The sequence below is a fragment of the Robinsoniella sp. KNHs210 genome, from assembly GCF_000686105.1.
In the GTDB taxonomy this organism is placed as follows: domain Bacteria; phylum Bacillota; class Clostridia; order Lachnospirales; family Lachnospiraceae; genus Robinsoniella; species Robinsoniella peoriensis.
Window position 1 is genome coordinate 1808227 of record NZ_JMLZ01000002.1, and the last position, 23959, is coordinate 1832185.

At 42.1% G+C, this 23959-nt stretch carries 19 protein-coding genes; all 19 read right to left on the reverse strand.

Going from position 1 to position 23959, the window contains the following annotated elements; all coding sequences use genetic code 11:
* Window positions 1–10: 10 nt before the first annotated feature.
* A complete protein-coding gene (locus tag CD03_RS0114960) occupies window positions 11–1396 on the reverse strand; it encodes a sensor histidine kinase (RefSeq protein ID WP_330377211.1) in 1386 nt (461 codons plus the stop codon).
* Window positions 1397–1555: 159 nt separating this feature from the next.
* Window positions 1556–2245 (reverse strand): response regulator transcription factor, encoded by a 690-nt coding sequence (locus CD03_RS0114965; RefSeq protein ID WP_027294344.1) that lies wholly within the window; start codon window positions 2243–2245, stop codon window positions 1556–1558.
* Window positions 2246–2260: 15 nt separating this feature from the next.
* Window positions 2261–2881, reverse strand: a complete 621-nt coding sequence (locus CD03_RS0114970; protein ID WP_027294345.1) for a ComEA family DNA-binding protein — start codon at window positions 2879–2881, stop codon at window positions 2261–2263.
* A 99-nt stretch (window positions 2882–2980) separates the two neighbouring features.
* Window positions 2981–3409 carry a DMT family transporter gene (locus CD03_RS0114975; RefSeq protein ID WP_027294346.1) on the reverse strand — a complete coding sequence of 143 codons (429 nt, stop codon included), beginning with the start codon at window positions 3407–3409 and terminating at the stop codon, window positions 2981–2983.
* Between the two features lie 88 nt (window positions 3410–3497).
* Window positions 3498–3920 (reverse strand): potassium channel family protein, encoded by a 423-nt coding sequence (locus CD03_RS0114980; protein WP_027294347.1) that lies wholly within the window; start codon window positions 3918–3920, stop codon window positions 3498–3500.
* A 153-nt stretch (window positions 3921–4073) separates the two neighbouring features.
* A complete protein-coding gene (locus tag CD03_RS0114985) occupies window positions 4074–4754 on the reverse strand; it encodes a D-lyxose/D-mannose family sugar isomerase (protein ID WP_027294348.1) in 681 nt (226 codons plus the stop codon).
* A gap of 97 nt (window positions 4755–4851) precedes the next feature.
* On the reverse strand, window positions 4852–5817 hold the full coding sequence (locus tag CD03_RS0114990) for an ABC transporter permease (protein ID WP_044289402.1): 966 nt from the start codon (window positions 5815–5817) through the stop codon (window positions 4852–4854).
* 78 nt (window positions 5818–5895) lie between these two features.
* Complete coding sequence (locus tag CD03_RS0114995; RefSeq protein ID WP_027294350.1) at window positions 5896–7380, reverse strand: sugar ABC transporter ATP-binding protein; 1485 nt, start codon at window positions 7378–7380, stop codon at window positions 5896–5898.
* A 62-nt stretch (window positions 7381–7442) separates the two neighbouring features.
* On the reverse strand, window positions 7443–8507 hold the full coding sequence (locus tag CD03_RS0115000) for a sugar ABC transporter substrate-binding protein (protein WP_027294351.1): 1065 nt from the start codon (window positions 8505–8507) through the stop codon (window positions 7443–7445).
* Window positions 8508–8663: 156 nt separating this feature from the next.
* A complete protein-coding gene (locus CD03_RS0115005; protein WP_027294352.1) occupies window positions 8664–9497 on the reverse strand; it encodes a PocR ligand-binding domain-containing protein in 834 nt (277 codons plus the stop codon).
* A 282-nt stretch (window positions 9498–9779) separates the two neighbouring features.
* Entirely contained in the window at window positions 9780–11858 is a 2079-nt protein-coding gene (locus CD03_RS0115010; protein ID WP_141728583.1) for a beta-galactosidase trimerization domain-containing protein, read from the reverse strand.
* Entirely contained in the window at window positions 11855–12682 is an 828-nt protein-coding gene (locus tag CD03_RS0115015; RefSeq protein ID WP_027294354.1) for a carbohydrate ABC transporter permease, read from the reverse strand. Before CD03_RS0115015 ends, CD03_RS0115010 begins: the two co-directional genes overlap by 4 nt.
* On the reverse strand, window positions 12682–13548 hold the full coding sequence (locus CD03_RS0115020) for a carbohydrate ABC transporter permease (RefSeq protein ID WP_242849096.1): 867 nt from the start codon (window positions 13546–13548) through the stop codon (window positions 12682–12684). The genes CD03_RS0115015 and CD03_RS0115020 overlap by 1 nt, the downstream gene beginning before the upstream one ends.
* Window positions 13549–13588: 40 nt before the next feature.
* A complete protein-coding gene (locus CD03_RS0115025; protein ID WP_027294356.1) occupies window positions 13589–14956 on the reverse strand; it encodes an ABC transporter substrate-binding protein in 1368 nt (455 codons plus the stop codon).
* 80 nt (window positions 14957–15036) lie between these two features.
* Complete coding sequence (locus tag CD03_RS0115030; RefSeq protein WP_027294357.1) at window positions 15037–16656, reverse strand: response regulator transcription factor; 1620 nt, start codon at window positions 16654–16656, stop codon at window positions 15037–15039.
* A complete protein-coding gene (locus CD03_RS0115035) occupies window positions 16646–18442 on the reverse strand; it encodes a sensor histidine kinase (protein WP_027294358.1) in 1797 nt (598 codons plus the stop codon). The genes CD03_RS0115030 and CD03_RS0115035 overlap by 11 nt, the downstream gene beginning before the upstream one ends.
* A gap of 156 nt (window positions 18443–18598) precedes the next feature.
* On the reverse strand, window positions 18599–21499 hold the full coding sequence (locus tag CD03_RS0115040; protein ID WP_027294359.1) for a penicillin-binding transpeptidase domain-containing protein: 2901 nt from the start codon (window positions 21497–21499) through the stop codon (window positions 18599–18601).
* A 244-nt stretch (window positions 21500–21743) separates the two neighbouring features.
* Window positions 21744–22943: an aspartate aminotransferase family protein gene (locus CD03_RS0115045; protein WP_330373772.1), complete on the reverse strand. Its 1200-nt coding sequence runs from the start codon at window positions 22941–22943 to the stop codon at window positions 21744–21746.
* Window positions 22927–23841: an acetylglutamate kinase gene (gene argB, locus CD03_RS0115050; protein ID WP_242849097.1), complete on the reverse strand. Its 915-nt coding sequence runs from the start codon at window positions 23839–23841 to the stop codon at window positions 22927–22929. Before argB ends, CD03_RS0115045 begins: the two co-directional genes overlap by 17 nt.
* Between the last annotated feature and the right edge of the window lie 118 nt (window positions 23842–23959).

Here is a 23959-nt window from a genome sequence, read left to right on the forward strand (position 1 = left end):
TATCTCCCCATTATCCTACATAATTCAAAGGAATCCTAACGGTAAAAGTCGTCCCTTCTCCCTCTTTACTGTATACTTTAATCGCACCCCGGTGCATTAGTATTGCATTTCTTGTAATAGCAAGACCAAGACCCGTGCCTCCGATTTCCCTTGAATGTGATTTATCCACCCGGTAGAACCGTTCAAAAATATGTTCCTGGGATTCTTCGGGTATACCCATTCCGGAATCCTCTACTTTCACATAAAAATACTTATGGTCTACGTTGATGGACACATGAACCCATCCGCCTTCCTTGTTATATTTAATCGCGTTTTCTACAAGATTAGATACTGCAAGAGTCAGCTTTGTTTCATCCACTTCTGCCGATACCGGACGGAAAGTTTCCAGAACCAGCTCGATATTGCGTTTTGCTGCAATGGGCCGCAGTCTTTTTAAAATGAGCTCTAATAATTCATTGATATTTGTTGGCTGTATATTCAGATCCGAAGCCTTTTTATCCAGCTTAACCAATGAAAGCAGATCGTTGATAATTTTATTTTCCCGATCAATTTCTTCTGCAATATCTGTCATAAATTCCTTGTACAGTTCATTGGGAACTTCTTCCTGCATTAGAAGAGAATCAGCCAGTACCTTCATGGAGGTAATGGGTGTCTTTAACTCATGGGAGACATTGGATACGAATTCCTGCCTGGAATCATCCAGCGCCTTCATACGGCCCAGCATTTTATTGTATGCCTCCGACAGCTGCTGTGTCTCCGTATAGTCTAAAAGCTTGATATCGTCTTCCAGAAATCCCCCGGTAAGCTCTTCCAGAGATTGCGTCACTTTACCAAATGGACGCACCAGAATCTTGGATGTGTAGAATGCAATTCCAATAACGCAAAGAGCCAAAACAATCTGCAGTACGAATACCTGTCTGCCTAATAAATCCCTTGCATCTTTAATATCCTGAGTGGGCGTGCTTACAATCATAACGCCGATTAATTCTTTGGTAACTGCATCTTTTACAGGGACGGTCATTTCGATAAATTCTCCGTCTTTATCATAATGGAGGGTATCTTCCCCTTTAAAACTCTTGATCAGTTCCTCTGATACGATAAATTTTTTCTCGTCAATCCCGTATGTATCTTTGATGACCCGCAGTTGATTATTTACAATAACCACACGTCCGCTGTACAGATTTGCCAGTTGTGCCAGTTCATTATCAATGACAGGCGATGAATTCCCCTTAAAATACATCGAATCGCTTAATTGGTCCGCAATATTATTGCACTGGTTTTGAACCATTTTCCCCCGTTGCTGAATAGACTGGTTTTCATAGCTTTTCAGAATCCCGAATTTCAGGACCATAATCGGCAGCATTCCAACCAGACAGAAAATTACAAATATGCGCACTTGAAGGCTCTTGGCATATTTCTTGATAAATTTATTGTTAAAAATCCCTCGCACGTCTCATAATCCCCTCGTTTTTTCTAAGCAGGGACGATGCACACAGATGCCTCGTCCCCTCTTCACAGCCCTGCTCCAGAGCCTGTCTGAAAATGTGTCTGAAAACTAATGCTGAAAATAATAACCAACGCCCCACTTTGTGTGAACATACTTTGGCTCACTTGGATTTATCTCTATTTTTTCACGCAAACGTCTGATATGTACATCCACTGTTCTTACATCGCCCGGATATTCATATCCCCATACGATGTTCAGAAGATTTTCTCTGCTGTATACTTTGTTTGGGTTAAATACAAGCAGTTCCAGGACATCGAATTCTTTTGCCGTAAGATTAATTTCTTTCCCGGCTATGCTGACTCTTCTTCCTTCACAGTCTAATACCAGGTCACCTACTTCAACCATTCTGCCTCTGGTCGATGCCTCTGCCTTTTTAGCCGTACGCCTGATGATTGCCTTGATCCTTGCCTTTACCTCCAGAATATTAAACGGCTTTGTGATATAATCATCTGCTCCATATTCCAATCCCAGAATTTTATCCATATCGTCACCTTTTGCAGTTAGCATTACAATCGGAACACTGGAAAATTCCCTGACTTGCTGGCATACCTCAAATCCATCCAGCTTTGGAAGCATGACGTCTAAAAGCATAATATCATATTCATTCTCTCTTGCAAGTCTGACCGCTTCTTCTCCGTCATATGCACAATCTACATCCATGCCATCCTGCTCCAGACTGAAACGAATCCCTTTTACGATTAACTTTTCATCATCAACAACTAATACTTTCTTTCCCATGCTTCATTCTCCTTATTAAACCACTATTTTATCTTTTATTTTATTAAATACTGCGTCTTTGATTCCACTGATGTTCTTGATTTCTTCTATACTTTTAAAACCACCCTGTTCTGTTCGATATGCAATAATATCCTTCGCTTTTGCTTCTCCTATTCCGGGCAGTGTCATAAGTCCTGCCTCATCGGCTGTATTCAAATTCACAATACTGGTTTCTCCTGGTGCCCCGGGGGCTGCAGGTATCTCAGCCTGCGCCATTGTTTCGGCCTCTGCTGATGTATAAACTCTGATCTTCTGCCCGTCACTCAGCTTTTCTGCCTGATTCAGTGAGTCTTTATCTGCATCGGGAAGAAGTCCACCGGCCTTTTCTATTGCTTCATAAATTCTGGCATCAGAAGGCAGCTCATAGACTCCGGGGTTTAAAACCGCCCCGCTCACATCTATATAAATTTCAGTCTTTATCTGTACGTCCGTATGCTGCTCTTCGCTTTGACGGTTACTCTGATCCTGACTGCCTGTCTCTTCTGTCCCTATGGTTTCTGTCTCCAGAACCAGAGGCATATCATTATCGTGACATCCGGTCAAAAGGAGTACACTCAGCAGGATGCAGGCGCCTAAGCATTTGATTCTGAACTTCATATTACATAATCCCCTTTCATCATTTTGATGTAAGGGCCCCCTATGCAATCTCTTATATTTTAACGAACTTTCTCCCCGATTACAATAGCTATTTTTAAATTACCACTTAAATATTACAATTCCTACGATTGCAACGCCCATTCCTAAGAGCTTCCGCCATTCAAAAGGCTGCTTTTCCACACCGAATATCCCCATCAATTCAATGACATATGCCACAATGAGCTGAGAAATTACAATCAGCATGGCTGCCTTTGCCGGTCCAAGGGAATCCATACTCTTAATTACAGTTATTGTTATAAAAGCTCCGATTACACCGCCCAGCAGAGCAAATTTATTCGGAACCTGTAAAATCGCCCCAAAGCTTTCCCGTCCGGTAAAAAACCAAGCAATCAGGCAAACAATTAATGCTGAAAACTGTACAAAGCTGGTTGCCACCCAAAGACTGCTATTTTTCGTTACGTCCGTATTAAAAACACCCTGTACGCTCATCAGGGCTCCGGATAAAAGTGCAATTAATATTCCCAACATAAAAAGAACTCCTTTTGTTTTTCTGCTTATTATGCACAAAAAGAGTTCTTTGTATGTATTTTATTAAAATTCGTTGCAAGACCCTCATTTATGATGCCGGTTTGCAGGTCAGATGATCATATTCTTTGATGGAAAGACTTACGGGACATATTACTTTAATTTTCATAAAATCCAGGAGGCATTGTTTTTTCATATCCTCCAGTCTTGCAAAAACAGTATCCACTTCATAGATCTGTTTTGCCATCTGTGCCACAATACAATTGATATTGTCGTCATTGGTAGCGGTAATTACCTGAATGGCATCTTTCATGCCCGCCTCTTCCAATATATCAGGATCTGCTGCATTTCCAAGCACCTGGACTCCGTTAAAATCCAACGGCAGTTTTCGGAATGCTTCCGGATCCTGATCAATAATTACTACCTGGCTGCCTCCCCTGGACAGCTCCCCGGCAAGGCCAGCTCCGAAACGTCCGCATCCGGCAATTAAAATATTTTTTCTCTGCTTCCACATAACCATTATCTCCTATTTTTCTGTGATAAGAGGATTATATCATAACTTTTTTATTTGTCTTGCGTGGAAATGGAATTTTAAATCTGTTTTCATATGGAGCATGAGAATTTAATCTGTTTTTTATACAGGATGCAAAAATTTCTGCCAGTAGTATCAAATCTTGCCATAATCATTAAAGATCAAATATTTTGCAGGTTCATCCTCTTCAATCTCAGGCAGTCTTCCGGCAGCCGTGTGAAACCGGTTATCGACACGGTCATCATTCACAGATGAAACCTCAAATAACAGCACATCACCGGTTCCGGGTATACCCTGCCAGGTATGATACTGCCCCGGCTTCAGGGTAATACTCTGTCCCGGCTTTAAAATCACATTTCCACCAGCCGGTACGACCTTTTTTTGTCCGTCAATTGTCACTAATACATCTGTATCCGCAAACGCTTCATCTTCATTGGAGTTATAAAGTGTCAGCACAAGATCTCCTCCTCCGCGGTTAATAATATCCTCCATCTTGCTCCAGTGAAAATGATAAGGAAGTATCTGTCCGTCTCTTACAAGAAGCAGTTTTTCAGCATAAGGCTTGGGATAAGTTTCTTTATCCCGTAAGCTTCCGTTTCGAAATGTGAAGATGGTCAAACCAATCTTTTCAAAATCCCCGCTTCCAAAATCGGTAATATCCCAGCCCAGCATATTATCTATAATTTCTCTTTCATCCGCTCCTGCCATCTTCCATTCTTCAGGACCCCACTTTGCAAATGGCGGCAGCGGCAGACCTCTCTTCTCCATCAGTTCCACGGCGTATTGTATGATATTATTTACTTCAGAACGTTTCATATTTTTCCTCCTAATCCGGCAAGACTTCACCGGCTCCCTTATGTCCTGCCAGCGCTGCAGCACAGGCAGTTTACGGCCTTTTCATTTATAGTACATTTTAAGATGCGGCAATCATTTTACTTCTGACCCGTTTGGAATAGGAAGAGAATGCAACTGCCGCAATCAAAACTAGTCCTTTCACTAATTGCTGTACATAATCATTGATATTTAGCATAATCATACCGGTTCCCAGAATTCCCATTAACAATACGCCAATGATAACCATTGAGAGTTTTCCTTCTCCTCCGCTGAGACTTACACCTCCAAGAACAACCGCCGTAATCGCATCCATCTCATAATTCGTTCCGGCGGAGGGCTGTCCGCTATTTGTTCTGGACAGCAGTACCAGACCTGCAATTCCGGCCAATAAACCGCTTATTGCATACGCGAATAATTTAATCCTGGTTACATTGATACCGGACAATCTGGAAGCTTCTTCATTGCCTCCCACACCATACAGATAACGTCCGATTGTCATTTTCTCCAGTGCATAAATTGCAATGATAAAAATAAGGATCACCAGTATCACCGGATATGGGATCGCGGCTACCGTTCCTGTTGCAAAATTACCAAAGGCTTTATTGAAGCCAAATACCGGCAGACCTCCGGTTACAATATACGCCAGCCCCCTGAGCGCTGTCTGAAGTCCAAGCGTGGCAATCAGCGGCGGCATCTCCAGTCTGGTAACGCAAAAACCGTTGATTGCACCGTAAAAAACGGCAATTATTAATACAAGAATACAGGTCAAAAAAATTGGAACCTTATTCAGCATCAGCATAGCAGCTGTAACGCTTGACACCCCTGCTATAGATCCTACCGATAAATCAATGCCTCCGGTCAGCATAACGAAGGTCATTCCCACCGAGATTATTCCGGTAATGGAAACCTGTTTTAGTATGGTAAACATGGTTGAAAACTTAAAAAAATTGCTGGATGCCAATGCAAAAATACCGATCATGATAACCAAAACAACCAAAATCCCATAATTCAGCAATATGGCTGTTGCTCTTTTATTCTTACTCATTATGTCTCCTCCTGTAGCGTGTCTGAAAAATGCTTGTACCAGACGGATGCAATGATTATTAAGACACGTTCTAAAGCTTTATACCGCGGATGCCATCTCAAGGATAGTCTCCTGCTTAAATTCTGATTTATTTAATTCTCCTGTTATGCACCCGGCTCCCATTACCAGAATCCGGTCTGACATTCCGATTAGCTCTGACATCTCTGAACTGATCATAATGATGCTCTTTCCACGTTCCGCCAATTTACACATTAAGGAATATATTTCATATTTTGCGCCAACATCTATTCCTCTGGTAGGTTCATCAAAGATCAGTACATCACAATTGGTAGCCAGCATCTTTGCCAACACTACTTTTTGCTGGTTGCCGCCAGAAAGGTTTTTTACGGGTTGATCCTTCGAAGGAGTTTTAATATTCAATTCTCCTATGTATTTTTCCACGTATTCATTTTCTGTCTTTGCAGATATGATCATTCCCCTGGAACACTTTTTCAGGATACTGTATGATGCATTTTCTTTCACGGACAAATTCAGCACACACCCCTGATTCTTGCGATCCTCCGGTATTAAACCAATTCCTGCTTTTAATGCTGTTTTAGGCGTGTGGGGGACGTATGGACTGCACCTTAGCTCTATTGTCCCTTCTGAAATACTGTCTGCTCCGAAGATAGCCCTTGCCAGTTCTGTCCTCCCCGCGCCCACCAATCCCCCAAAACCTAGAATTTCACCTTTTTTAAGTTCAAAGGAAATATGATTCAGATTCTGGTTACACAGGTTATTTACCTTCAGGATGGTCTCCTCTGCTATATTACGGCGGGGTACCGGATAATCATCCGCAAGTTCCCTGCCAACCATACTGGAAATTAACTGCTTCTGAGTGATTTCTGATACCTTTTTAGTGGAAACATATTTTCCATCGCAGAATACAGTCACACGGTCACAGATCTGGAATACCTCCTCCAGCCTGTGAGAAATAAATACAATGGTTACCTGGTCTTTTCTAAGCTTCTCAATGATCCTGAAAAATATCTGTGTCTCATTTACGGTAAGCGGTGCAGTTGGCTCATCCATGATAATAAATTTGGACTTTTGTGAGACCGCCTTTAAGATCTCAACAATCTGCTGATAAGCAATACCCAAATCACAGATCCGAGCATTGATATCGATATCTACTCCCATTTCCCCGCACAACTCCTGTGCTTTTTGTTTCATTGCCTTAATATCCCGTACTCCGTGCTTCTTGATTTCTCTTCCGTAAAATATATTTTCAGCTACAGACAAAAACGGAACGAGACTGAACTCCTGATAGATAACATTGATCCCCAGTTCCATTGACATCCTTGGAGTCAGTCTCTTATACTGCTTACCTTCAAATTCAATAATCCCCCTGCTGGGTTCATTTGCCCCTGTCAATATTTTAATAAAGGTAGATTTTCCTGCACCGTTTTCTCCGCATATGGCATGTACTTCTCCCCGTCCGATCTCAAAGGAAATCCCATCCAGAGCCTTAACTCCAGGATAATATCTGCAAATATCCTGCACCTTTAAAATTGTGTTCTGCATTTCAAACCTCCCGGATTCAGGAGAGGATATATCCTCTCCCTCATTTCTTACTGATTCACGATTTATTTTTTATAAGTTCCATCTAATAAATCATTTAGCGGAACTGCCACAGGTTTCAGAAAGATATCCTCCTGCTCTGCCGGTCTTCCATTCTGGACATATTCAAAAAGTTTCTTTGCACTTTCAAAACCTGCCCGGTAGGGATAAAGATCAACTGTTCCACGGTAGATCGTATCCTCTTCTTTCATCGCATTTAAAGCTTCATCCGTTGCATCACCAGAAAATACCGCTACCGGGTCATCTCCGGTAAAACCTGCTGCAGAGAGTGCCTGATATCCGCCGATTCCGCCTGAATCATTGACAGCAGCTACGACATTCAGGTCAGGTGTCTGCTGCAGTACACCTTCTATAATCTTCATCCCCGCCTCAGGTGTATCCCCTGGCTGTCTTGATACGATCTCTACATTAGGACACATCTTTTCCAGGGTTTCCTGCACACCGTCTCCTCTCGGTATCACAGCCTCAACATTGTCCTGAGAGATAATCGCGACTTTAACTTTATCCAGATCCTTCAGATTTTCATTAATCCAGTTTGCTGCATTTTCACCGATAATGGAGCCATATTCATATTCATTTACAATATATCTCATATCTGCGTTGTCCTGGCTTTGGGCAACACAGCTGACTGCAATGTTTTTTTCTTTTGCCTTATCAATGAGCGCAGAGGTCGCATTCTGGTCAATGGGAGAGATCATGATACCATTGTAATTATCATTGATTAAACTCTCCAGATCACTTACCTGTTTGTCAACATCGTACTGGGAATCTACAACCATACCGGTTACGCCAAGTTCCTTGCACGCATCCTCAAATCCTTTTTTTACTTCAACAAACCAGGGATTTCCAAGATTCATACAGACAAAGCCTAATTTGATATCTTTGTTTCCGCTTTCCCCCGAAGCTTTTTCCGTTCCCGAAGCCTTATCCCCTGCCTGTGCGGTATCTGTATCCTCTTTGTCTGCGTCTGCCGTTTTTTCTGTGTCTGCCGTTTGGGTTCCTGAACCGCATCCGGTCAGAAAACTTACTGCCATTACCAATGTGATCCCCATTTTTAACATCTTTTTCATAGATTTTACCTCCAGCCATATTAAATTATTTTGTTATCAGTGACGTCCTGTATAACTTATTTGCATTATATCAGTTTGCATATTTGATTTATAGTATAAAATGTCCAAAAAACTTTGCGTATTTCCATATTTACAATTTTTTCAAAGTTTTTTCTGTTATTTTCTATCCCGGTATTTTTTTGCTGTTAACCCCGTCATTTTCTTAAAAACAGCACAAAAATAATTATAATCTCCGATTCCCACCATTTGGGCTATTTCTGAAATGGACAATTCCGTTTCCCGCAAGAGTATTTTTGCTCTGTCGATTCTCTTTTCTTTAATATATCTGGCAATACTTTTTTTCACTCTGTCATTGACAATCTCATATAACTTTGTTTTACTCACTCCCAGTTCACTGCATATTTTATTAACAGTAATCGTCTCACTGATATGCCCCTCAATATAATGATCCATTTTTGATAGAAAATCTGTTTTACTGAGGCGTATCATATCATTATAAATAATGTAGTAGGTACAGGCTTCTAAAATTTTGGCAATTGCCAATATCTCCTGCGTAGTTTTGACGTGTATATTTTTCATCTCAGACTTCAGGTCAATATCCTGCATATTGTATTTTGCACAGGCTTCTTCAATTAATTGCAGAAGATACTCTTTATCTTTTACATTGGATATCTGTCCGAAAATTACATAGCCAATGGTTACATCTTTGTCCTTAAGTGGTGTGATGACTTCATTCAGCCCCACATGGCATTTATATACGATAGTATTTTCTGCCTTGTTGCAGAGTTTAAATGCTCTCATATTGCTTTTCTGGCATTCCATATTACTGATTTCATTTTCGTGCATCAGCTGGCAGATGCCGGTATTTTTCTCCGGATAAGCAATTATTTTTCTATAATTACTGTCATACACCGCGCTGCGGACTCCGGTAGTGATGTAAAAATTACGCATAAATCTCTTCATTTTTTCCATATTCAATTCCAGTTCCATATTCCCCTCCTGTTTTTGGTATATTTTATTCCATCTGTATTCCTTCAATACAACTTTGTATTGTATTTACAATGCTGTATATTGCATATAAATGTCATATAGTTGTATTCACATCAATCATATCATATTTCCATTTATAAATATACTACAAAAAACCGCTCCCACCAGACCGGCACAAAAAGAGCATCCTCAAATTTGATGAGGATGCTCTCGTACGGCGCTACACAAATAATGCAGTAATGCAAACAGATATTTGAACAAATACGCTATTAAAAACCTTCTTTATTCTTCATAAACAATTTCAATTACCCGGCACCCATTTATTTCATCTGCATGAAAGGTTACCCAGTTATCCTTTTGGACAAATTCCAGGTCTTTTCCTTCCGGGACATTTCTGACGGCAGTTACCTTACGGTTTTCCTTTATTTTTACCGGAATATCATATAGGGGAATTACATCTTCCAGTGTATGGATATCCTGGCATATTTTCTGTGGAATATAGTGCAGCAGATGCAGCACCTTCCTGTGCGCCTCCTTCTGTTCATTCAATGCCGTAAATAACGTGGATGGTCCAAAATATTCCAGGCTTTTCTCTGGCAGCAGGCGGTCTACAGCATCCTTTACCATAACTTTACACCACTTTGGCGCTCTGGCATTGTAAATCCGGAATACGGGGCTTGCAAAGTAAATAACCTGCCCCAGCTGCACAACTGCATCTGTTCCCGCTTGCCCGGATGAGGGGGTCTGTCTGTGGGAGCAGAAATGTTTAAAATTACGGTCAAAATAGGGTTTTGTAAATTTTAACAACGTCTCCGCTTCTTTTGCTGCTAATACTTCGGTTCCCTTTGCATACATCACGTGTTCTGTCATGGGCAGCCCGATACCGATTTTTTCATTAGGAATCATATAATCCACATAATCATTGCTCTTCGTAATCTTTCCTCTTGCCAGCTCTCCATCCAAATTCCGGTCCGGATCCGCAAGCAGCGAAACCCCGGTTTCCTTCAGAACCATTGTGGTTTTGCATTCGTCCAGCCCTGACTCAAAAGTGGCAATCATCTTCCCTCCGTTGTCCAGATAATCCTTTAGCTTCTTATGGAGCTCTTCATTTACTACTATGTCGTCCGGAAGAACCAGCAGCGGATATTTAGAAAAATCCCCCTGTGAATCCAGAATATCAAACTGATAACCCAACTGGTCAAACATATTTTCAAGCCCCATTAAGCTCTCCGGAAGCCTTCCGCGGTTTCCGCCCATAAATTCCTCCGGCGAAATCACACCTATATCTGAAACAGGAACTGCATTTTCACACCAGGGTTCTAATTTCTCTACCCTTTCGTATACATTCCCGATTAAATCATAAACAGGCTTGGAAAGCTTTCCGCCAGGCTCCATCTGATCCCCGATCAGACATTTACTGCCAAGAGCCAGCATGCGGAAACATTCGTATTCCAGTGCTGCAAGATTCTTAAAAGAATGGAAATCTCCCCATTCCAGGTGAAATTTCCCCGTGTGGGAGAGACAGTCCAGCCCAAGTGTCCTGGCATAGCGCATGGTTACCGGAAAATGGATATATCCCCAGTCTCCGCTGGGCAGAGATTCCAGTTCAAAATGTGTGTAGGCATCTTTCACCTTTCGCTGTTTCACTCCGATATGGCTGGTATTATAAAAGATACTGGCATCCGGACGAAAAGAACGGATATGGCGGCTGATGTCATACTTAAATTCGTCTATCATGTTCTGGGCATACTGCATTCTCGCTTCACTGTCATAGACATCCACTTTGGCAGCCTTCATTTTCTCCATACAGTTCTTGCAGGAACATTCTGTGGGATAAACGATGTCCATGAAGATCCCATCTACTTCCATTTCTTCAAACAGTTCTGTGATCTGTTCCTTTAACAAATCCCGATAACCTGTATTAACACACAGTACCTGATAAAATCCTGCTTCATAAGGACCGGTTCCAACGGGTCTTCCGTCTGCATCTATGGCAAGCCACTCCGGATGTTCCTTTGCGGTAAAATAATCCCATTGGATGGTAATATAGATTGGAACACGGATATCTCTTTTGTGGCATTCCTGTATCATTTCCTTCAACATATTTTTATTAGTAAGGTTTGGATGTATCCTTTCCGGAAACTTTTTGGAATCGTAATATAACATCCCATGATGGCATCTTGCAAAACAGGTTACACTGTCCACATGCGCATTTTTTAATGTCTGTGCAAATTCTGCACCATCAAATTTTTCTCCGATATCCGGTATCAGCGGGCTGGTGTGGAAATCCAGATGCACCTGCCGGTAACGCAGTTGTAATTGGTTCATTATCATATCCTCCATATTTTTTTTATAGATCATCCTTTGACTGCTCCAGCCATAACACCGCCAATAATATATTTCTGCATGATAAAATACAGAATAATAATCGGTACCATTGCAAGTACAAAAGCCGCAAATGCCATATTCAGCCGAATACTGTACTGCCCAAAGAAGAAAAACTGGGTAAGAGGTATGGTTCTTACTTCCGGAGTCTGTGCAATAATCAGCGCGATCTGGAAATCATTCCAGACCGCCAGGGCATTGAGAATCAGGGTCGAAGAAATAATTGGTTTCATAAGCGGAAATACAATGAGCCAAAAGGTCTTGAATTTACCGGCTCCGTCAATAAATGCTGCTTCTTCAATTTCAGGTGAGATGGACTTTACAAATCCCACATAGACAAATACATTATAGGCCAGCTGAAAACCGCACACGGTTAGGATCAGCCCTATTCTGGAGTTCATTAATCCAAACTCTTTTAACTGTACATACAGCGGAAGCATTACCACCTGAAAAGGAAGTAAAATCGCTGCCAGAAAAATATAATAAAGAGACTGGTATACTTTGGATTTCTGGTTGCGGGCGATTACATATGCCGCCATACTGCAGATTACCATCAGTATCACCACACTGCATACCGTAACAATCAAACTGTTTTTCGTGGCAATCCAGAAATTAGATACTTCGATTGCCTCCGTAAAGTTCTCCCAATGAATCTGCGTGGGAAGTGCCAGACCTGTGGCAATAGTCTCTTCCGGAGATTTCAGTGCATATACTACCGCAATGTAAAAAGGGGCAATGAAAAGACATACGACCACTAATTTCAAAAGGAAGGCTGCTCCCGTCTTTATCTGTCTGCTCATTATAATTCCACCTCCCGTTTTCGAAGGGCCGCCGTAACAATTCCGGTTACGATGAAAATCCCCGTCATCATGATCAGCGCCGCCGCCTGCCCATAGCCTGCACGGTTATAGGGAAACGTATAATTGTAGACATACATTGCAAATGTCTCCGACGATCTGCCCGGACCGCCGTTTGTTGCTGTCATGACATAGTCAAATATTTTCAGGCCCCACCCCAGAAACAGCGTTACATTAATGGTAATTGCAGGACCGATCAGCGGTAACGTAATATAGCGGAAACGCTTTACCGGACCGGCTCCGTCAATTTTAGCCGCTTCATAGTAGGTATCGGGAATCCCCTGAAGCCCTGCGATATAGATCAGCATGGCATACCCCGTATCCCTCCAGACACTCATCAGGCAGATACCGATCATAACCGTTTTTGAATTCCCAAGCAGACTTTTGATTCCAAAAATCCCGTAAAATACATCACTGTAAATATAAGTCCAGATATATCCGGTCAGCACAAGACTGATAATAAATGGCATAAACATAAATGTCCGAAATGTCTTGTTAGACTTTGTGTTCTTCTTTAATGCAAGCGCGATAAACAACGCCAGAACATTATCTACAATGACTGTTACCACCGTATAAAAAACGGAATTCAGAATGGGCTTTTTAATACTGGGATCTGTAAGTACATTTTTAAAGTTTTCCAGCCCCACATTATTATAAACCGGGGAAAAACCATCCCAATCCGTTACGGAAAACTGCATTCCCTTTGCAAACGGCACAACTACCATGATGATAAATAAGATCAGAGCGGGCGCCAGGAACAACATGTTTACGGCATGTTTTTTTACTTTTATTCTCATCTTTACACCCATTGCATATTGCAGGTTTCCCTGCAATATGCTGCATCCTTTTTTATTTTATAGCGCCTAATTCGTCATCCAGTTTCTGAATATATGTATCCACATCACGGTCCGGATCTGCTGCAAATTCTTCCTGCCATGCCCGGAATGTGGAATCAAACTGCCCTGAAAATACCGGTTCGGATTCGTAGTTATAGGTCTTGCCATTGCGAGCAATTTCCATAATATCTGCTACCAGCGGTGATACGCCATCGGTTGACGCATCCAGGGAGCATGGGATATTGGAACCATTTACATTCCATATGGTGAAAGCCTCTTCGCTGGACCAGAATTCCAGGAATTTCAGTGCTTCTTCTTTATGTTCTGATTTGGAATACAACATGAAACTGCCATCGGGCGCCAGTCCCTGAACCGGTTCTGAATCATTTGTATTGGGTGTTGCAAAAAAACCAATTTTGTCATCTACCTTATTATTGATAAATTCGCTGATATCCCAGTTACCGCCAATGAACATGGCTGCTTCTCCATTAATCAGCATACTGCGCGCCTTGGATACATCTGTTCCAAAATCATCTCCGCCCTCATAAGACAGGCGCTCTGCGTTACGCTGAAGGCATTCCCTGAATTCCGGATAATCCGCAAATTTTTTCGTTCCGTTTTGGATGTCTTCAAACATTTTCGGGTTCTGCTGCAGCGGATATCCGTATAAATCACTTTGGATGTCACACTGAGCTGTCCACCCCTCTTTAAATCCATGGGCAAATGGTATAATTCCCGCTTCTTCAAATTTATCTGCCGCCGCAAGTAAATCCTTATGGGACTTTGGAACTTCCACACCATATTTTTCAAAAACTTCCCGGTTATAGAATATGCCCATTCCTCCCAGGCTTAATGGTATGCCATATACCTTTCCGTCTACCTTCATGGATGACAAAGTCGTGTCCGATAAGTTCTCTAAAAATGGCTGGTCTGATAAATCTGCTATATGTCCGGCTTCAATCAGGTCCGCATAGACTCTTGGTCTTCCCATGATAATGTCCGGCGCATCTCCGCCTGCAATTTTCGTTTTCAGCATCGTTCCGAACTGGCTGAAGTCAATTCCCTGGGCTTCATATTTTATTCCCGGATTCTCACTTTCCAGCTTTTCAATGATTTTATCCAGCTGGTCTCTTCCATCCTGTTCCCCTATATGATGGAAAATCTTAACAACTACTTCCTCTGCTTCATTGCCTGCCTTTGCTTCCTGACTTTCCGCATTTTCGCTTTTTACTTCTCCGCTTTTCATATCTGCTGCAGTATCCGTCTGGGCAATGCCGGCATTTGTTTCACCAGCCTTTCCTGCTTCCTTAGGTCCTCCGCACCCGGTCAACATCCAGGCTGCCATACAAACTGCCATAGCCAACGCTGCTTTTCTCTTCATAAAATCATTCCTCCTTCATTTGATGCTGCTATTATAACAACAGAAGACCTGACAAACCATACGCCTGATTTGACAATATATTAGATTCTTTTACCTCTTTTCTTATATTCACTTGGGGAAATCTTCTCCACCCGTTTAAATACCTGATAGAAGTAAGCATAGTCGCTGTATCCTGCCTTTTCGCAGACATCCAGCACCTTGCTTCCCGGTTCATCCAGAAGCCTTTTGGCTATATCAATCCGAAATCCCGCTAAAAGATCCACAAAATTCTCTCCGGTCTCCTTTTTTAACAAACGGCTTAGATAAGAGGAATTGACGCATAAAGTATCCGCAACCTGCGTCAAAGTTATGTTCTGTTTATAATTCTGTCTGATATAATCCATGGTACCCTGGGCAAGTGGATGGGTTAACCGGTTTTCTTTCGTTAAACTCTTGCGGATCTCCCGGATAAAATCAACGAGATATTCATTGGCATCACGGATGTCCACCAGACCGTTAATTTCCTCCATCACTTTATTGGTATTGTTCTTCAGATCATCCTTATGAAATTTTGCAGAATAATGACGCAAAAGGGTAATGCAGATTTCACTTAACATGCATTTAATCCGGAATTCGTCTCCTTTTGTCTCCTGCACAATTTTCCCAATCATATCCACAACCTTTTGGTCCCGCTCACCATCTCCCATATATTCCAGATCTGTATAAAACTGATTTAATTCTTTCAGAAGATATCCCGAATCAGGTGATACCGTTAAGGTGCTTGCGGACTGAAACAAAATATTTTCTTCTGCCGTGAAATAGTTTTGATTTAAAATTTCTACCGTATTTTTATAGCATTCTTCCAATTTAGCCACATCATTTGTAATCCTGCTCACCGCAAAACAGCAGAGGCTGCCCTGTTCCTTTAACAGCCGGTCATTCATAGCATAGAGACAGCGTTTCATCTGTACACGGTGTTCCCTGGCACTCTTACCCGGACGGTGAAATGCAATTAATACCAGATCCTGATTTACCATTAAATCTACAAATCCCATATCGCAGGCTTCCTTAAAATGATCCATGAGTTTCACTGCCGTATTTGCAGTTTCCCTGACTACCTGCTTATCGGAAGACCGGATTCTTGCAAGAATTACAGAAAAATTCATTTCCGCTAAGTGCAGGTTCACAATTTCCTCCCCCTCTATCCTTTCAGGGGAACGCCTGCCCTTGATCATTTCCAGCAGAAACTGGCTCTGCAGCGCCTTTAAGGAACGGTCTATTTTTACTTTATACCGGTCATTTTCTTCTAAGAGCTGTTTTTGATAATGCTCCTTCTGAAGCTGTTCCCGGATACAGTCAATAGCCTTTTGGATAATATCCACCATCGCTGCATTGTCTATCGGCTTTAAAACCAGGTCACACACACCAAGCTGAATCGCTTTTTTAGCGTATTCGAATTCCTGGTATCCGGTTATGATAATCACTTTTGTATCCGGCAGAAATTGTTTCACATATTCTGTCAGCGACAGCCCATCCAATCCGGGCATCTTAATGTCGGAAATGATTAAATGGGGTTTCACCTTCCGGATTACTTCTCTTGCTTCCAGTCCGTTTTCCGCCTCTCCCGCTATCTCACATCCCAGGGATTCCCACTGAATTGTCTCAATCAGGGATCTGCGTATCAGGGGTTTGTCATCAATCACTACTACTTTAAATCTCATAGTGTACCTCCTCATCTTCAAAGTTTATGGGCAGTTTAATCATAATGGAAGTTCCCTCCTGTGGGGAACTGTGAATATGTATGCCATAGGCTTCTCCATAGAGGATTCGAATTCTTTTATGCACCGCCATGAGCCCCACTTTGGTGTGCTCATAACCGGAATTTCCCGGCTTATGCTCCATTGTATTTTCAAGCTGCTCCCGGGATATCCCCACACCATCATCCCAGACCACAAGGTACATATCCTTTTTTTCACAGCGTGCCGTAATCTCAATCCTGCCTTTCCCGATCTTTGGCTCTATTCCATGAACAATCGAATTTTCTACCAGCGGCTGTAGAATTAACTTTGGCACAACCACATCCAAAAGAGCTTCATCCACATGGAAAATGATCTGGATTTTATCGCCATAAGACAACTGCTGTATCTTTACATAATTGCGGATATTCTGGATTTCTTCTTCTAATAAAACAAACTTCCGCTTACTGCTGATGGCTTCCCGCAGATATTTACCAAGCAGAAATATGCTGTCCGCTATATCCTGCTGTCCCTTTAACTTTGCAAGACTGTTAATGCTTTCCAATGTATTATACAGAAAATGGGGGTTAATTTTTGCCTGGAGGGAATCGTATTCAAATTGCAGCGCTTTTAATTCACTATTCTTCTTTTGGATTTTCTCATCGGTTACGGATTTGAATAGCTGTACAATCTGTTCCGACATATGATTAAATTCTACTGCAAGCATTCCCACTTCATCATAGCTTGCCGGGACAATTTTTTGAGAAAAATCTCCTTTGGAGATGCTTCGGATATTTGTAAGCAATAATTTTATATTGGAAGAAATCTGCCCGGAAATCAAAACAGCAATGGCTGCTGACAGGATTACCCCCAGCAGAGCAGACCAGATTACCGGGGTTAACAATTTAAAAATGCCATCCATAATTACCTTCTCTGAAATGAGGTTCATGACCTGAATTCCGTTCCCTTTTGCCTTCCAGGTTGTATAGATATATTTTTCATTTTTATAATAGATTTCTTTCCCTTCTTCATTTATAGGTTTATACTTCTCCAAAATGATTTCAGCCAGCTCCCTACCCTTATTGTCTTCTCCGATTAATATCTGCCTGTCCTGGTTCAGCACTAATATCTCATTTGCCTTTTCGGAAGAAATATTTTTATACAGTTCTTTAAAATAAGCGGTGTCAATCCCTATGGAAATTACCCCCAGGGGTTTCATGGATTCAAAATCAAAAACCAGGCTGCTGGCAAAAACAAGTTCTTCATTATATGGCTTCCAGTATGTAGTCCCCCACATTTCATAAGCCTTTTGAAATGCCAGGTTATCAGCCTGCTCTTCCAGGCTCATAGAGCTGTAATCCGTTGAATAATAATAAATATTCTCAAAATTATCCTGTACCAGCACTGCTTTGATGTACTTATTAAAATTCATAAGGTTATAACTGAAATTCAAAAGCTTTTTCTTCCGGTCAAATAATGCCTTGCTGTTCCCCTTCTCCGTCTCTTTCCCGATAATGCCGGAAAAATCCTTATTAAATGTCTGCATTAAAATAAAATCCTCCAGAGATTCTATTGCATAATCAAAGTTGGAACTCAGCTGTTCCATTAAATCTACGGAGGATTTTACCGAGGTGGTTATCAGCAGGTTTCTGGATATATAATACCCCGATACACCTGTCAGACAAACCATAATCAGAATAATACCGATATTAGAAATCAGTAACTTCTGTTTTATTTTTAAATTTGAAAATTTTATCCAATAGTTTTTCATGTCCCTCTCCTTTTATGCCAGGCAGATTTCTACTTTTATCTGTAATCAGACATACTTTACCTTCTCTAATCATATCTGTAATTTTAACATGATTCTATTGGAAATAATTTACTTTATATTAGCTTTTTTTACATCATCCTTACTCAGCCCCCATATCTAATCCATATGTGCATTATCACTAGCCCTGGATGCCGTTCCGGTCAGAATATCCTCCTTTTTCTCAAGTTTAAAATAATATTTAAATATATCCTGGGATACTCCCACTGCATTCCCGGATGCAAATCCATGTGCAATACGGACAGCTACTGCAATTTCCGGGTTCTCCGCCGGAGCGTACCCCACAAACAGACCGTGTGTTGGTCTGCTGGGTGTTTCTTCTGCGGTTCCGGTCTTGCCGGCAATCTTAATACTCAGCTTGCTTAACATTGCATTACTGCCGGCTGCTTCCTCCATTCCGGTGTGAACATCGTTCCATACCTCCGCCGGAAGATCGATCTGATTCCTTAATTTCGGAGGGTTTTCCTCTGTTATGTGACCCTCTTTATCCATCACTTTGTCAAGCAGGGTAAGGTCATAACAGCTCCCACCATTGGCAAGCGTATTCACATACCGGGCCAACTGTACCGTGGCATAGTTATGCGTACCCTGCCCGATTGCAGAAGGAATGGCAAATTTATCCGTGATATGAGGCTCCGACTCGGGAAGCTGAATTCCTGATTTCCGGTCTAAACCGAACATTTTGGTGTAGGATATAAGCCGCTTCAGGGATTGTTCATCGGAAAATTTACCATTTCCGTCCAGTCCCATCCGGTAGGATATTTCACACAGATAGTCATTGCAGGAATTCTTTATCGCACTTGCAACCGTTGGGATATCCCCATGTCCCGACAGGTTCCAGCAGTGCAGCGGCGGCTCAACTTTATCAAACACGCCGTCACATAATACATCTGTATCTGACCAGATTACTTCTTCCATTAAGCCCGCTATGGCAGTGACCGGCTTAAAAGTGGATCCCGGTGCCGTAAGCTGTTGGGTGGCTCTGTTGTAGAAAGGTACTGATTTATCCTCATAGAGCTTCTGATAATATGCTTCATCCATTTGGTTGGCAAGCCGGTTCACATCATATCCGGGATAGGTAACACATGCCAGCACTTCACCTGTCCCCGGATCTGTGATAACCGCAGAACCTGAGCAGGGATCCAGGGCAAGCCAGGACGGCTTTATCTCCAGACTGTTAATTTTATCAATCACAAACTGATAACTTGAAATATTTCCACTTGCTAATCCTTCATAGACCGCATCCTCTTTTGATAAAACCCCCTGTTCATAGAGCAGCAGGCAGATCTCCCGCGGCGCTATCTCTTCCTGCTGCAGCATATACCAGCAAAGTCTTTTTAAGAAACCTTCATCTGCAGCAAGGCTTTCGCTGATTGTCTTGCTCAGTAATTCTAAGGACTGCCCGGAATCCATATAAGTATCTTTTGAAGGTATATGTGACATATCAATCCAGCCCTCTGCAACTGCCTCTGTGAGAAAATCCTTCAGGCTTATATCCCCATCCTTTTTCCAGGACTGGTATCTTTCATTTTCTTTGTCTATTTTCCCTGCATCCAGTAAACCCGTTTCCTCCATAAGCAGCGTATCCACAATATAATCCTGATACTCCTGCATTTCTTTATCCAGATCCTTATAGATGCTTCCATCTCCCTTTAGCTCCGAGTTTAATTTCTGCATCACCCGCCCCAGTTTATCCTGTAACCTTACGTAAATTTCTTTTTCAAAAGCAGTCGCATCCGCCTGTCCAAAATGAGTGAGATCTACCACAGAATTATCCAGAAGAGCAAAATACACATCATAGACCGGAATAACCAAATCTGCCGAATCTGTAATTTTACTGGTATCAAATTCCTTGATATCTGCAATGTTAGTCGTTAGGATGCCTGCGATCCGCTGTTCCAGAATCCGGTACACGGCTTCAGTCAGGTCTTTGTCTATGCTCAGGTAGACATCTTTACCCGGAACCGGGTCTTTGGGGGTTTTTTCTTTTTGGACCACCTTTCCCATATTGTTAACATATACCGTTTCTGACCCCTCTATTCCCTGAAGATACTGCTCCATAGATTGTTCAATCCCCGATTTACCCACCACAACATCACTGGTATAGTTTTTATTTTCTTTTTGCAGTTCCTCCAGTTCTTCTGCGGAAATTTTGCCGGTATACCCCAGAATATGCCCAAAGGCATCCCCGCCCTCATATACCCGGATCTCCTCATCACTGATCCCCACTCCCTGCCATTGGGATTTATGTTCCAGTACATATGACACGGTATCTTGGGATACATCCACTGCCACCGTAACGGGAATGTAACGCTGAAAAGTGTTAAGTGACAGCATATACCGGATATTTAAAATCTCCAGGGCATCTTTTTTGCTGAGTTGTTTGGGAAGCCCGCTGCTTTCCAGTTCCTCCTTGGTATATGCCTGCCCGTTTTTCTCATATAAAGCAAAACGGTCTTCTCCTGCTAAATATGCCACAATCTCATCTGCCCCGGCTGCCGCTTCCATATCTGTCATATCTTCTATAAAAGCCCTGCCAAAAACGTCTGCCCGAAAACGGTCCAGAGAAACCCCCTCCGTATTAAATACATATTCCCCCTTTTCATCCAACACGATGGCAAGTGCCGTGGTCAATGTTTCCTTCTGGCTATGTACCAGCCGGATCACCTGATAGGCTGTCCCGTTCAGGGACAACTGTTTCTCCCGTTCGGATTGATACGACCCATTATCCTCCATGGTTATCCCATAAGTCATTTTATTTCCCGCAAGAAGATTCCCATTTCGGTCATAGATATTCCCTCTGGTGCTTTTCAGCACACGGGTCTTCTTAATCTTCATAACAAAATTATTCCGATAGTCCTCCCCTCCTAAAATCTGCAGCTGATAAAGCCGGTAAAACAAAATCATACACATTCCAATAAAAACAGCTGTTAAAATCTTTACCCTGGAAACCGAGGTTTGCTTTTTCAAAGCCTTCATAATCTTCCTGTTTCTTATCATATAATTTCCTCACTTTTCGTACACAACTTGAAATTCATTATATCCTACAGATGTAATACTTTATATATTACATCTGTAGGTTTTAAAAGTCAAGTGGCAGCAAAAGGGAAAATACGAACGGGCAGGAGCCCGTCGAGTCTGGGAAATTGTCATTTTCCTAAACTGTCAGGGCACCTGCCCGTCACTGCTTCGTTTCTTAAGGCATACCACCTTATTTCACAAAGTCTCTAATCTAAAACTGTCCTTACACTTCTTCTAATACCGTCTCCAACTTCCCAATCATTTCATCTACATGCTCACGTTCAATCACCAGGGGAGGTACCAGTCTCAGCACATCACTGCCTGCTGAAATAACGATCAGTCCATTTTCAAGAGATTTCTTGACGATATCTCCCACTGGACGGCCTTTTACCACAAGCCCCTGCATCATGCCCTTTCCTCTTCTGGTATCCAGAAAATCATATTTTTCAACCAGCTGGTCTAACTTTTCTTCCAGATAAGGAGCAATTTCATTTACATGATCTATGATATGGTCGTTTTCAAATATATCAAATACTTTTGAAACCGCTGCACAGGCAAATGGATTTCCGCCGTAGGTTGTTCCATGATCCCCGGGAACCAGTGAATTCCCTGCAGTTTTTTCATTCAGAATAAATGCTCCTACGGGAACCCCGCAGCCAAGCGCTTTGGCACAGGTCATAATATCCGGTTTCACTCCATAGTCCTGCCAGGCAAACATCTTGCCGGTTCGTCCCATACCGCATTGAATTTCATCTAATATCAGCAGAATATCCTTCTCCTCACAGATTGCCTTAACTCCTTCCAGAAAATCTTTGTCCGCCGGATAGATACCGCCTTCACCCTGAACCGTTTCCATGATAATCGCACAGGTTTTGCCGGTAATCTGCGCTTTTACACTTTCCAGATCGTTAAAATCAGCAAATTTAACTCCACCCATCAAAGGTTTAAAAGCTTCCTGGTAATGAGGATTTCCCGTCACTGATAACGCGCCAATGCTCCTTCCGTGGAAAGAATGATTCATGGCTATAATTTCATGATCGGTACAGCCGTCTTTCGTATACGCGTATTTTCTGGCCGCTTTAATGGCTCCCTCAATCGCTTCTGTTCCACTGTTTGTAAAGAACACTTTATCCATTCCACTGCATGCTGCCAGCTTTTTAGCAGCTTCACCCATTGGGACATTGTAATACAGATTAGAAGTATGGATAATTTTATCAATCTGGTTCTTCAGAGCAGCATCGTAGCCCGGATAGTGGTAGCCCAGGGCAAAAACTGCAATCCCTGCTGCAAAATCCAGATATTTTTTTCCTTGTGTATCCTCCAGGTATACTCCGTCTCCCCTTTCAAATACTACGGGGAACCGATTATAAGTATGTAATATGACCTCTTCGGCTTCTTCCATATAGCTATTCATTGTCTTCATTATAATATCGTTCCTCCTGATCACCCATGATTGCAGTTCCGATCCCTCTGTTCGTAAAGAACTCTAACAGCAGGCAGTGCTCGATTCTGCCGTCTAAAATATGAACTCTGGAAACACCGGCTTTCATGGCATCGATACAGTTCTGCAGTTTGGGAAGCATCCCGCCGCCAACATTTCCGCTTGCCAGGAATTCTTCCGCTTCGGGAATTGACATCTCTGAGATTAAGGTGGACTTATCCAGCGGATCCCGGTATACCCCTTCTATATCAGTTAAAAACGCAAGTTTTGCAGCTCCTACCGCCGAGGCAATGGCACATGCGGCATCATCGGCATTGACATTATAGGAATGGTATTCATCATCTGAGCCTATCGGACAGATCACAGGCACTACATCATTATCTAATAAAATATTCAATAACTCCGTATTTACCTTCTTCACTTCTCCTACGTATCCAATGTCCTTTCCGCCGGAAAGCTTTTTGTCAACACGTAATACCGAACCGTCTTTTCCACTGATTCCAACTGCCCTGACACCCAGTTTTTCCATCATGGAAACCAGACCTTTGTTAATCTTATTTAAAACCATTTCTGCTGCTTCCATAGTAGCCTTATCTGTTACCCGCAAACCATTTACGAAGTTGGTTTCCAGACCGATTTTATTTACCCATTTCGTAATTTCTTTACCGCCTCCATGCACAATAATCGGACGGAATCCCACCAGCTTTAACAGCGCTACGTCACGGATTACATTTTTCTTTAACTGATGGTCCACCATGGCACTTCCGCCGTATTTTACTACAATCGTTTTGCCGTGAAACCGTTGAATATAAGGTAATGCTTCTATTAATACACCTGCTTTTTGCAGCCAGTTTTCCATTGTTTCCATAATTATACCCATTGCATATTACAGGCTTGCCTGCAATATTGCCACAATAAAACTGGTTGAAAGAATCACACCGTGGCACCTTTCTATATCATAATTTTCTTTCAACCTTATCCTCTTTTCATTTTACTTT

Coding starts and splice junctions, on each gene's coding strand:
- CD03_RS0114965 (WP_027294344.1), bottom strand. CDS start 2,245: ATGGGAAAGAAAGTATTAGTTGTTGATGATGAAAAGTTAATCGTAAAA.
- CD03_RS0114970 (WP_027294345.1), bottom strand. CDS start 2,881: ATGAAGTTCAGAATCAAATGCTTAGGCGCCTGCATCCTGCTGAGTGTA.
- CD03_RS0114975 (WP_027294346.1), bottom strand. CDS start 3,409: ATGTTGGGAATATTAATTGCACTTTTATCCGGAGCCCTGATGAGCGTA.
- CD03_RS0114980 (WP_027294347.1), bottom strand. CDS start 3,920: ATGTGGAAGCAGAGAAAAAATATTTTAATTGCCGGATGCGGACGTTTC.
- CD03_RS0114985 (WP_027294348.1), bottom strand. CDS start 4,754: ATGAAACGTTCTGAAGTAAATAATATCATACAATACGCCGTGGAACTG.
- CD03_RS0114990 (WP_044289402.1), bottom strand. CDS start 5,817: ATGAGTAAGAATAAAAGAGCAACAGCCATATTGCTGAATTATGGGATT.
- CD03_RS0114995 (WP_027294350.1), bottom strand. CDS start 7,380: ATGCAGAACACAATTTTAAAGGTGCAGGATATTTGCAGATATTATCCT.
- CD03_RS0115000 (WP_027294351.1), bottom strand. CDS start 8,507: ATGAAAAAGATGTTAAAAATGGGGATCACATTGGTAATGGCAGTAAGT.
- CD03_RS0115005 (WP_027294352.1), bottom strand. CDS start 9,497: ATGGAACTGGAATTGAATATGGAAAAAATGAAGAGATTTATGCGTAAT.
- CD03_RS0115010 (WP_141728583.1), bottom strand. CDS start 11,858: ATGATCTATAAAAAAAATATGGAGGATATGATAATGAACCAATTACAA.
- CD03_RS0115015 (WP_027294354.1), bottom strand. CDS start 12,682: ATGAGCAGACAGATAAAGACGGGAGCAGCCTTCCTTTTGAAATTAGTG.
- CD03_RS0115020 (WP_242849096.1), bottom strand. CDS start 13,548: ATGGGTGTAAAGATGAGAATAAAAGTAAAAAAACATGCCGTAAACATG.
- CD03_RS0115025 (WP_027294356.1), bottom strand. CDS start 14,956: ATGAAGAGAAAAGCAGCGTTGGCTATGGCAGTTTGTATGGCAGCCTGG.
- CD03_RS0115030 (WP_027294357.1), bottom strand. CDS start 16,656: ATGAGATTTAAAGTAGTAGTGATTGATGACAAACCCCTGATACGCAGA.
- CD03_RS0115035 (WP_027294358.1), bottom strand. CDS start 18,442: ATGAAAAACTATTGGATAAAATTTTCAAATTTAAAAATAAAACAGAAG.
- CD03_RS0115040 (WP_027294359.1), bottom strand. CDS start 21,499: ATGATAAGAAACAGGAAGATTATGAAGGCTTTGAAAAAGCAAACCTCG.
- CD03_RS0115045 (WP_330373772.1), bottom strand. CDS start 22,943: ATGAAGACAATGAATAGCTATATGGAAGAAGCCGAAGAGGTCATATTA.
- argB (WP_242849097.1), bottom strand. CDS start 23,841: ATGGGTATAATTATGGAAACAATGGAAAACTGGCTGCAAAAAGCAGGT.